The 9,925-nt window shown below is 72.3% G+C and carries 9 protein-coding genes; 7 read left to right on the forward strand and 2 right to left on the reverse strand.

Going from position 1 to position 9,925, the window contains the following annotated elements; all coding sequences use genetic code 11:
- Positions 1–130: 130 nt before the first annotated feature.
- Both LW587_RS22985 and LW587_RS22990 read right to left on the reverse strand, forming a co-directional pair.
- The gene (locus LW587_RS22985; protein WP_232631907.1) at positions 131–709 is read right to left on the reverse strand and encodes a carboxymuconolactone decarboxylase family protein; all 579 of its coding nucleotides are present in this window, start codon (positions 707–709) and stop codon (positions 131–133) included.
- A 10-nt stretch (positions 710–719) separates the two neighbouring features.
- A complete protein-coding gene (locus tag LW587_RS22990; protein ID WP_232631908.1) occupies positions 720–1,922 on the reverse strand; it encodes a YbfB/YjiJ family MFS transporter in 1,203 nt (400 codons plus the stop codon).
- A 78-nt stretch (positions 1,923–2,000) separates the two neighbouring features.
- Here LW587_RS22990 and LW587_RS22995 point away from each other — a divergent pair, with 78 nt between their 5' ends.
- From LW587_RS22995 to LW587_RS23025, 7 genes are all read left to right on the forward strand, one after another.
- Positions 2,001–2,873, forward strand: coding sequence for a LysR family transcriptional regulator (locus LW587_RS22995; RefSeq protein ID WP_232631909.1), 873 nt, complete (start codon positions 2,001–2,003; stop codon positions 2,871–2,873).
- Positions 2,874–3,009: 136 nt separating this feature from the next.
- Positions 3,010–3,237, forward strand: a complete 228-nt coding sequence (locus LW587_RS23000) for a DUF4170 domain-containing protein (protein WP_232631910.1) — start codon at positions 3,010–3,012, stop codon at positions 3,235–3,237.
- 291 nt (positions 3,238–3,528) lie between these two features.
- Positions 3,529–4,473 (forward strand): ribose-phosphate pyrophosphokinase, encoded by a 945-nt coding sequence (locus LW587_RS23005; protein ID WP_232631911.1) that lies wholly within the window; start codon positions 3,529–3,531, stop codon positions 4,471–4,473.
- Between the two features lie 611 nt (positions 4,474–5,084).
- On the forward strand, positions 5,085–7,394 hold the full coding sequence (locus tag LW587_RS23010; RefSeq protein WP_232631912.1) for a TonB-dependent siderophore receptor: 2,310 nt from the start codon (positions 5,085–5,087) through the stop codon (positions 7,392–7,394).
- Positions 7,395–7,405: 11 nt separating this feature from the next.
- Positions 7,406–7,732 carry an iron transporter gene (locus LW587_RS23015; protein ID WP_232631913.1) on the forward strand — a complete coding sequence of 109 codons (327 nt, stop codon included), beginning with the start codon at positions 7,406–7,408 and terminating at the stop codon, positions 7,730–7,732.
- Positions 7,729–9,366 (forward strand): PepSY-associated TM helix domain-containing protein, encoded by a 1,638-nt coding sequence (locus tag LW587_RS23020; RefSeq protein WP_232631914.1) that lies wholly within the window; start codon positions 7,729–7,731, stop codon positions 9,364–9,366. The genes LW587_RS23015 and LW587_RS23020 overlap by 4 nt, the downstream gene beginning before the upstream one ends.
- Entirely contained in the window at positions 9,363–9,710 is a 348-nt protein-coding gene (locus LW587_RS23025) for a DUF3325 domain-containing protein (RefSeq protein WP_232631915.1), read from the forward strand. The genes LW587_RS23020 and LW587_RS23025 overlap by 4 nt, the downstream gene beginning before the upstream one ends.
- Positions 9,711–9,925: the final 215 nt, after the last annotated feature.

Here is a 9,925-nt window from a genome sequence, read left to right on the forward strand (position 1 = left end):
CCGCGCCCGAAGCGCCCCGCCCGCAAGCCGGCGCCGGCCCCGACGCCGGACGAGGCGCGGGAGCCCGCCGCCCAGCAGGGCTCGCTGTTCTGATGGGGTCCGGGTTCGGACCGTTCGACCGCCCGGGCCCTCATCCCGGGCCGGGGGTGCGGGCGACGTTCATCAGCCCGCACACCATCGCGAAGTAGCCGACGAGCGTCAGCAGTTCGACCGTTCCGGCCTCGCCCCAGACCGCCAGGGCGGCGTCGTAGGTCGCCGCGTCCAGGCGGTGCCCGCGCAGCATCGCCACGGTGACGGCCTGCGCCAGGGCGAGGTCGGGGCGTCGCGCCGCCGGCAGGGCCGCGCCCTGCGCGAGGGCGGCGAGGGCCCCCGGCGGCACGCCCGCGGCCTCCGCCAGCGGCCGATGCATGTCCCACTCGAAGACGTTGGCGGTCTCGCGCGCCACCGCGCAGATCGTCCATTCGCGCAGGGCTCCGTCGAGCGTGCCGGCGTAACGCAGGCTCTCGCCGAGGGCGGCCACCGCCCGCAACAGCGGCGGACGGTGCAGCAGGGGGCGGAACGGGCCGTAGACGCCGCCGCGGGGGCCGGCGATCAGCGCGTCGGCCGCCGCGCGCTGGTCCGGGTCGAGCGGGTCGGGGGGCCCGAGGCGTTCGGGGAGCCCGGCCTCGGGAAAGGGGGGAACGGCTTCGGAGGATGGGGGCGCGTGCATCGGCGGGTCCTCAGTCTCGGGCGGGTGGATCGGTGGGGGCAAGGCCGTCCGCGCGCCAGAGCCACAGGGCGGTGAGCCCGAGAAGCAGGGCGGCGGCGGCGCCGGTCGCGTGCAGGGCGTCCCAGCCGGCCCAGCGGCCGGGGCCGAGGGCGCGCACGAGGAGCGGGCCGGCGATCTGCCCGGCGGCGAAGGCGGCGGTCATCCGGGCGAGCAGGGGCGTCGGATCGTCGGGCCGGGCCGCGCGGGCGAGTTGCAGGCCGGCCATGGTGGCGACCATGAAGGTGCCGCCGACCAGCACGGCCGAGGCGGCGACCGCCCAGAGGGTCGGGACGAGGAGGGGCAGGGCGGTGCCGAGCGCCATGGCGCCCTGCGCCAGGGCCCAGAGGCGGCGGCGGGAGCCCTGCGGCCACCAGAGCGCCACCGCCGCGACCGAGAGGGCGGCGGCGGCGCCGAACAGCGGCCAGGCGAGCCCGAACACCAGCGGGTCGGGAGACAATTCGCGCGCCATCGCGGGCAGAAAGGTGGCCGGCAGGATGTAGCCGAAGCCGAAGGCGCCGTAGCACAGCACGAGGGCGGACGAACGCGGCCGGCCGCCCGGTGCGGCGGCGCTCGCCCCGGCGGGCCCGGCTGGTGCCGTGCCCACACGGCGCGACAGCAGCCCGACGAGCAGCGTCCCTGCAGCGGCAACCAGCCCGAGTTCCAGCCACAGCCGCTCGGCCGGCTGGCGCCCGCCGAGCCATGTCAGCGTGCCGGCGAGGGCGATGCCGAGTCCGACCCCGGTATAGATCCAGGCGCCGCCCTGGGGCCTCCGGCGCCGGGCGAGTTCCGCCAGGCACCAGCCGCTGGCGCAGACCAGCGCCCAGGCGCTGAACAGGCCGGACGCCGCGCGCAGCAGGGCCCCGGCGAGGTAGGCGGGCGCGCCCGCCATCGCCAGCGTCGTCGCCGCGACGCCGACGAGGCTCAGGACGAGGCCGCGCCGCGGACGGCCCGCGAACCGCGCGGCGGTCAGCGCCCCGGCGAGGTAGCCGGCATAATTGGCCGCCGCCCATTCCGCGCCGGCCGTGGCATCGAGGCTGCCGTCACGCAGCATCAGCGGCCAGAGCGGCGTGAAGGCGAAGCGGCCGATGCCCATGGCGACGGCGAGGGCGATGAGTCCGCTCGCGACGATGGGCCAGACGGCCGAATCGGCCGGGGAGGGGGAGGGCGTGCACATCGGACGGGCCGAGTGAACACCTGCCTGCTATTCTGGTAAAATGAATTCTTGTGACCTATCGTTCTTGCGATGAGAACGATGGACCTCGACGACCTGCACATCTTCCGCTGCGTCGTGCGGGAGGGCGGCGTGACCGCCGCGGCGCGCCGGCTGCACCGGGTGCCGTCCAATGTCACGACCCGGATCAAGCAGTTCGAGGAGCGGCTCGGCGTCGCCCTGTTCCGCCGCGAGGGCCGCAGCCTGCGGCTCACCGAATCCGGACGCATCCTGCTCGGCCATGCCGAGGCGCTCCTGCGGATGGCCGATCTCGCCGAGCAGGAATTGCGCAGCGGCGTCGTGCGCGGCGCGCTGCGGCTCGGCTCCCTGGAGAGCGCGGCCGGGGCCCGGCTGCCGCCGATCCTCTCGGCCCTGCACGCGCAGCACCCGGACGTCACGATCGAGCTCCAGACCGGCACGACCCAAACGCTGCTCCGCCGGATGGAGCGGTTCGAGGTCGAGGCGGCCTTCGTGTCCGAGCCGTTCGAGCGGGGGCGCCTCGCCTCCCGGCCGGCCTTCGAGGAGACACTCGTGCTGATCACCGGCCGGGGCGGACCGCCGGTCCGCCGGGCGGCCGAGCTCGGCGGAGGGACCCTGGTGGCCTTCCCCCACGGCTGCTCCTACCGCCAGCGCCTGATCGAGTGGCTGGCCGAGGGCGGCGCCGCGCCCGAGCGGATCCTGGAGATGAGTTCGTATCACGCCATCGTGGCCTGCGTGGCCGCCGGAACCGGGGCAGCGATCGTGCCCGCGGAGGTGCTCGACCACGCGGTGATGAGCACGGCGGTGGCGCGCCACCCGCTGCCCGAGCACCTGCGCCGCAACCGCACCCATCTGGTGTGGTCGGGCGAGCCGAGCGCGCCCTTGCAGGCGTTGATGGCGCTGCTGCTGGATGCGGACGGCCGGGCGGCCGCCTGAGCCCCGGCCCGCGGGCGCTCGGGCCCGCGCAACCCCCTCCCGCCGCACGGGCGGCTTGACCCGCCCGGGCGGCGATGCGACCGACGCGGCACGGCTCGTGCCTTTCCCGGCCCGAGACCCTCGGCGGGAGAGGCGCGTGACCACGGCGATCGATTCGGACCAGAAGCTCCACCTCGTGTTCGGCGGCGAACTCGAGGACGTCTCGGGCGTGCGCTTCCGCGACCTCAAGGATCTCGACGTCGTCGGCATCTTCCCCGACTACGCCTCGGCCCAAACCGCGTGGCGCGCCAAGGCGCAATCCACCGTCGACAGCGCCCAGACCCGCTACTTCATCGTCCACCTGCACCGCCTGCTGGAGCCGTGAGGGCCGCGCCCGCGCGAACGGGAGACGGGGTCGTCCCCGCGGCTGTCCCCTTGGCTGTCCCCTTGGCCGGGCGCGACGAGCGCCCCGCGCCGCGGTCCCGGCCGGCGCCGAGTCGGTGCGTGGCGGGTCAGGCGAACACCAGGACCTTGGCCGGAGCGAGGGTCCTGTGCCGGCGAAACCATTGTGACGGGAAGGCCCCACTGTTATGAGCCCGCGCGACCGGATTGCGGCGCGGCCTCGGACGTGCGTCGCCGTGCGTTCCGTGACTGAGAGAGCCGAGAGACGCCCGGGATGACGTCGTCGATCAAGATCATCGCAGGCAACGCGAGCCGTCCCCTCGCCGAGGCGATCGCGGCCTACCTCGAACTGCCGCTCGCGAGCTGCATGGTCCGGCGCTTCGCCGACATGGAGATCTTCGTCGAGTTGCAGGAGAACGTGCGCGGCGAGGACGTGTTCATCGTCCAATCGACCTCGTTCCCGGCCAACGATCACCTGATGGAACTGCTCATCATGATCGATGCCGCGCGGCGCTCGTCGGCGCGGCGCATCACGGCGGTGATCCCGTATTTCGGCTATGCCCGGCAGGACCGGCGCACCGCCGGCCGCACGCCGATCTCGGCCAAGCTCGTGGCCAACCTCATCACCGAGGCCGGCGCCGACCGGGTGCTGACCCTCGATCTCCATGCCGGCCAGATCCAGGGCTTCTTCGACATCCCCACCGACAACCTGTTCGCCGCCCCCGTGATGGTGCGCGACATCAAGGAGCGTCTGCCCCCCGGCGAGCGCATGGTGGTCTCGCCGGATGTCGGCGGCGTGGTGCGGGCGCGGGCGCTCGCCAAGCGGATCGACGCCTCGCTCGCCATCGTCGACAAGCGCCGCGAGCGGGCGGGCGAGTCGGAGGTGATGAACATCATCGGTGACGTCGAGGGCCAGTCCTGCATCCTCGTCGACGACATCGTCGATTCCGGCGGCACCCTGGTCAACGCGGCCGAGGCCCTGCTGAACGCCGGAGCCAAGGAAGTCTCGGCCTACATCACCCACGGGGTTCTCTCGGGCGGTGCCGTCTCGCGGATCAGTGCCTCGCGGATGAAGGAACTCGTCATCACCGACTCGATCCAGCCGACCCAGGCAGTGAAGCTCGCCCGCAACATCCGCGTGGTCTCGATCGCGCCGCTGCTCGGCGAGGCGATCGGGCGCACGGCGACCGAAGCGAGCGTGTCGAGCCTGTTCACCTGATCCCGGACGGCGACGCGACGGCCCTCCGCGGACCGCGGCGGGCGCCCCGCGCCGCCCCGAAACCCGGCAGACCTACGACACCAGGCCAAGAGCCCCCCCCGCGCCCCTGAGGCGGGGGCGGCGACCGCGCGGATTCGCAGCGCGCATGTCCTGCCCGCATGTCCTGCCCGCATGTCCTGCGCGCGTAACCCACGTGACGCCCCGGCCGCGCTCGCCGTCAGGCCCGTGCCGTCGGGCCATCGCATGACCTCTGGCACCGGCCGGAGAGGTGGATGCCGGCTCTCGACAAAAGCCGATGCGGCGCAAGGTTCGCGACAATCTCGAACCTTCGCATCGCGCCGTGCGCGTAATGCGCGCCACAGCCACCGACCGCCTCCACGGCACCAGAGCCTCGTCCGAGACGGGATCGCCGCCCCTCGAACGAAGGCGAGGCGCTCAAAGAAGTGCGCGCCGCAACCAAACTAGAACAATTCCAGAAGATGTTTTGAATAATTCCATAATACAAAACTTGGCAGACAAAGAAATATCGCTATGAGTCCCATCACAGCGCCGTGATGGTAAAGCATCATAGAAGCGCTCAGCGGTACAAAATCCGGTCTTTGGCTATAACAATGATCAAGTTCTCCCAGAAGAGGCTGAGCCCCTCGGGGCGAGGCCTTCTGCCACTCAAATTTTATGCCGCCTTGCTGTCGTCGACATGCAGCTTCCTGCCACAGGCCGTGCAGGCGCAGGCCGCCTCGGCCAGCGACGTGGAGCTGGAAGAACTGAGCGTGTCGGGGGAGGGGCGTGGGCGCACGCTGGGCGGGGCGCTCTACGGGCCCGGCGGCGCCGTCGGTCCCGTGCCCGGCTACGTCGCCAGCCGCAGCAGCGTCGGCACCAAGACCGACACCCCGATCCTGGAGACGGCGCAGTCGGTCTCGGTGATCGGCCGCGCACAGATCGAGGACCAGAACGCGCTCACCATCAACCAGGCCCTGCGCTACACGCCGAGCGTCACCACCGAGCAGCGCGGCGGCGCCGGCTCGACCCGCCTGGAGCAATTCGCGATCCGCGGTTTCACCGCGCCGCTCTTCCTCGACGGCCTCTCCCTCCCCGGCAGCCGCGACGCCTTCCCGAGCGTCGACCCCTACCGCCTGGAGCGGGTCGACATCATCAAGGGCCCGGCCTCGGTGCTCTATGGGCAGTCGGGCCCCGGCGGCATCGTCAACCTCGTCTCCAAGGTTCCGCAATTCGTCCGCCACGGGGAGGTCTTCCTCCAGGGCGGCGGCTTCAGCGAGGTGCGCGCCGGCTTCGACGTCGGCGGGCCGGTGGGCGACGGCACCGGGGGCGTGGCGGACCAGTTCGCCTATCGGGTGATCGGGCTCGGCTGGAACGGCGACGGCCCCGCCGTGACCACGGAAGTGGAGCGCGCCTTCATCAACCCGAGCGTGACGTGGCGGCCCGATGCCGACACCTCGCTCACCGTCATCGCCAACTACCAGCGCGATCCCAAATCGGGCTTCTACGGCGGCTTTCCGGCGGTCGGCACGGTGTTCCCGCGCAATTTCGGCAATGGCGTGATCGGTCGCCTGCCCGTCAATTTCTACGACGGCGACCGCGGCGTCGAGCGCTCCGACCGGACGCAAGGCTCGATCAGCTATCTGTTCGACCACCGCTTCGGCGAGAACCTGCGCATCCACTCGGCCGGACGCTACCTGCGCTCGGAGGGCGATTACCGCAGCGTCTACGCGGCCTTCAGCGATCTCAACGGCCCGAACGCCAGCGGGCCGCTCCTCGCCCGGGCGGTCACGGCCTCCCAGGTCGGCATCGAGGCCTGGACCATCGACAACAATCTCGTGGGCACGTTCGAGACCGGCCTCTTCGCCCATACGGCGCTCGTCGGCGTCGATCACCGCACCATCGAGACGCGGACGCTCGGTGCGCCCTTCCCGGCCACCGCGGATCTCAACGTCCTGGCGCCCAACTACGCCATGAACATCGCGGTGCCGGCCTTCACGACGGATGCCCGCATCACCGCCGAGCAGACCGGCCTCTACGTTCAGGATCAGGTGAAGTTCGACCGCTTCATCCTGACGCTCGGGGGCCGCTACGATTTCGCGCGGCAATCGGGCCCGACCCGCACCCTCGCGACCGGCGCGGTCGCCCTTCAGGACGTTCCGGCCGAGGCCTTCACGGGGCGTGCCAGCCTGCTCTACCTGTTCGACAGCGGGGTGGCCCCGTACGTCTCCTACAGCGAGGCCTTCGAGCCGATCACCAACGGGCGCATCTTCGATCCGAATTTCGGGACCACCGGGCGCATCCCCGATCCGATCTCGAGCAACCAAGTCGAGGCCGGCATCAAGTACCAGCCCCCCGGCACCGACCTCCTGCTCACCGCGGCGGCCTTCGATATCCGCCGCTCGAACACGCTGAACACCGACCCGCGCAATCCCGGCTTCAGCGTGCAGACCGGCGAGGTCGGCGTGCAGGGCGTCGAGTTCGAGGCGCGGGCCAACCTGTTCGAGGGGCTGACGCTGGTCGGCGGCTTCTCGCTCTTGGATCTCCGCAACACCAACGACACGAACCGTTCCCTCATCGGCCTCGGGCCGGTCCAGGTGCCGGACGCGACGGCCTCGCTCTTCGTCGATTACCGCTTCACCAGCGGCCCGCTGCTCGGGCTCGGCCTCGGCGGCGGCGTGCGCTATCTCGGCGCGTCCTGGGGTGACCCGGCCAACACCTTCAAGGTACCCGAGAGCGTGCTGCTCGATGCCGTCGTCAGCTACGACCTGAAGCATCTCGACCCGACCCTGCAGGGCCTCTCGATGCAGATCAACGCCCAGAACCTGCTCGACGAGCGCTACGTCACGGGCTGCTTCAGCTATTCGGGCTGCTATTACGGCCTGCCCCGCACCGTCTACGCGACCCTGCGCTACCGCTGGTGAGGGCCCTGGGCATGAATGTGACGAAGGGGAGCGCCCGGCCGCGGCTCGCGGAGGCCGCCGGCCTCGTCGGGCGTGTCGTCCTGGCGGCGGGCGGCGGCTACGCCGTCGCGGCGCTCAGCACCGCGCTCCTGTCGGCGACGCTGCCGCTGCCGCGCTCGGAGGCCGTCACGGCGGCCACGCTCGCGAGCTTCGCGATCCTGGCGAGCGTGGCCGTGCTCGTCTTCGCCATCTCCTCGCTCCGGCACGCCGCCGCGGCGGTCCTCGGCGCGATCCTCGTCCTCGGCGCCGGCCTCTGGCTGGCGGCGGGGCCCCTTCTCTCCGCAGGAGGTGCACCGTGAAGGGCAGTGTCCGCCAATCGATGGCGTGGCTCCACACGTGGTCCGGCCTCGTGGTCGGCTGGGTGCTGCTGGCGATCTTCGTCACCGGCACGGCGAGCTACTACCGCGCCGACATCTCCCGCTGGATGCGGCCCGAACTGATGCAGGCCGCCCCGGTCGCCCCCGCCGACCTGCCGGCGGCGGCCGAACGCGCCGTCGCCTATCTGGAGACCCACGCCCCCAAGGCGCGGACATGGTTCATCGGCCTGCCGCAGCCCGACCACCCGGTGCTCGACCTGTTCTGGCGCACCCGCCCCGGCGAGCCTCCGGGCCGGGCGACGCTCGATCCGCGGACGGGGGGCGAAGCCCGCGCGCGCGAGACGATGGGCGGCGATTTCCTCTACCGTTTCCACTTCGAGCTGCACATGCCGCCGCTCTGGGGCCGCTGGGTCGTCGGCGTCTGCGCCATGATCATGCTGATCGCGCTGATCTCCGGCATCGTCACCCACAAGCGCATCTTCGTGGACTTCTTCACCTTCCGCCGGGACAAGGCGCCGCGGCGCAGCTTCCTCGATGCCCACAACGTCACCGGCGTGCTGGCGCTGCCCTTCCACCTGATGATCACCTACACGGGCCTCGTCACGCTGGCGCTGATGTACATGCCCTGGGGCGTCACCGTCGCCTACGAGGGCGACCGCCAAGCCTTCTTCGCTGAATCCGGGCAGATCACGGCGCCGCGCCCGCCCGCGGGCCGGCCCGCGGCGCTCGCGCCCATCGGGCCGATGGTCGAGCGGGCGCTCCAGACCGTCCCGGAGACGCTCGAGCGGCTCACCATCGTCAACCAGGGGGACGCGAACGCCACGGTCGTCGCGGTGTTCGAGGAACCGCACGGCCTCTCGCACGAGCATCCGCAGGTCGCCTTCGACGGGGTGAGCGGCGCGGTGATCGAGGTCCTGCGCGGCGGCCTCCAGCCCGCGGCCAAGACCTTCACCACGATGGTCGGCCTGCACGAGGCGCATTTCGCCGGCCCGGCCCTGCGGGCACTGTTCTTCCTGTGCGGCGTCATGGGCAGCGCCATGGTGGCGACCGGCCTCGTGCTGTGGTCGCTGGCGCGGCTGCCGAAGGCGGAGGCGCGGCCCTTCCCCGGCCTGCGCCTGGTCCAGGCGCTCAACATCGGCAGCGTCGCCGGCCTGCCCGCGGCGGTGGCGGTGTATTTCCTCGCCAACCGGCTGCTGCCGGTCGGCCTCGCCGACCGCTCGGCCTGGGAGATCCGCGCCTTCTTCGCCGCCTGGATCGCGGTGGCGCTGCTGGCGCTGGCCCGGCCGCAGCGGCGGGCCTGGCGGGCAGGGCTCGGCGGGGTCGCGGTCCTTTGTCTGGCGGTCGTGGGGGCGGATCTCGCGACGATCGAGGCGCATCCCCTGCGCCGGCCCAGCGGCGGCGAGGCCTTGTTCCTGTGGTTCGACGGGGCGCTGCTGGCGCTCGCCGCCCTGTTCGCCTTCGCGGCCCGCAAGGTCTCGACCTATCAGGCGCCCCGCCGGGCCGAGCCCGCGCGGGAGGCGTCGCTCCCGGCCGCGGCCCCGCGCCCGCCGAAGCGGCCGGCGGCGGCCGCCCCGCAGCGGCGTCCCGAATCCGGAAAGCAGCGGGAGCGCGCATGACCCCCTGGGCCCTCGTCCTCAATCTGGGTCTGAGCTTCGCCGCCCTCTCGGCGCTCTGCCTCGGCCTGAACCGGCACCAGGCGGACATCCTCCGGACCCGGCCGAGCGGGCAGCAGGTCGCCGGGCTGCGCCTCCTCGGCTGGCTCGGCCTCGGCCTCTCCCTCCTCCTGGCCGGGCAGGCGGAGGGCTGGGCCTTCGGGCCGGTGCAGTGGCTCGGCGCCCTGACGGGCGCCGGGGTCGCCCTCGTCCTGCTCCTGTCCTATCGCCCGCGCCTCGTCGGCCCGGCCTGCGTCCTCGCCCTCCTCGCCGCCGTTCTGGGCGGCCTTCGGCTCGCCTCCGCCTGATACGGTCTCCGGCTGATGGCTTCGTTTCAGCCCCCGATCCCATCATTCCGGGGCGCGAAGCGACCCCGGACCCGCAGGGGCGCGCCGGAGGCGTGCCATCGACGACGGGCCGCGACGCCATGCTCGCGCGTCGCATGGCGGGTGGATCCCGGGTTCCGCTGCGCGGCCCCGGGATGACGGGCGAGGCCAGACCGAAGGGATCAACCGGAAACAGT

Source organism: Methylobacterium sp. Leaf118, from assembly GCF_920984675.1.
Taxonomy (GTDB): Bacteria; Pseudomonadota; Alphaproteobacteria; order Rhizobiales; family Beijerinckiaceae; genus Methylobacterium.

Bases quoted from the DNA above. Each gene is read 5' to 3' on its own strand.
- LW587_RS22985 (WP_232631907.1), bottom strand. From the start codon at position 709: ATGCACGCGCCCCCATCCTCCGAAGCCGTTCCCCCCTTTCCCGAGGCC.
- LW587_RS22990 (WP_232631908.1), bottom strand. From the start codon at position 1,922: ATGTGCACGCCCTCCCCCTCCCCGGCCGATTCGGCCGTCTGGCCCATC.
- LW587_RS22995 (WP_232631909.1), top strand. From the start codon at position 2,001: ATGGACCTCGACGACCTGCACATCTTCCGCTGCGTCGTGCGGGAGGGC.
- LW587_RS23005 (WP_232631911.1), top strand. From the start codon at position 3,529: ATGACGTCGTCGATCAAGATCATCGCAGGCAACGCGAGCCGTCCCCTC.
- LW587_RS23010 (WP_232631912.1), top strand. From the start codon at position 5,085: ATGATCAAGTTCTCCCAGAAGAGGCTGAGCCCCTCGGGGCGAGGCCTT.
- LW587_RS23015 (WP_232631913.1), top strand. From the start codon at position 7,406: ATGAATGTGACGAAGGGGAGCGCCCGGCCGCGGCTCGCGGAGGCCGCC.
- LW587_RS23025 (WP_232631915.1), top strand. From the start codon at position 9,363: ATGACCCCCTGGGCCCTCGTCCTCAATCTGGGTCTGAGCTTCGCCGCC.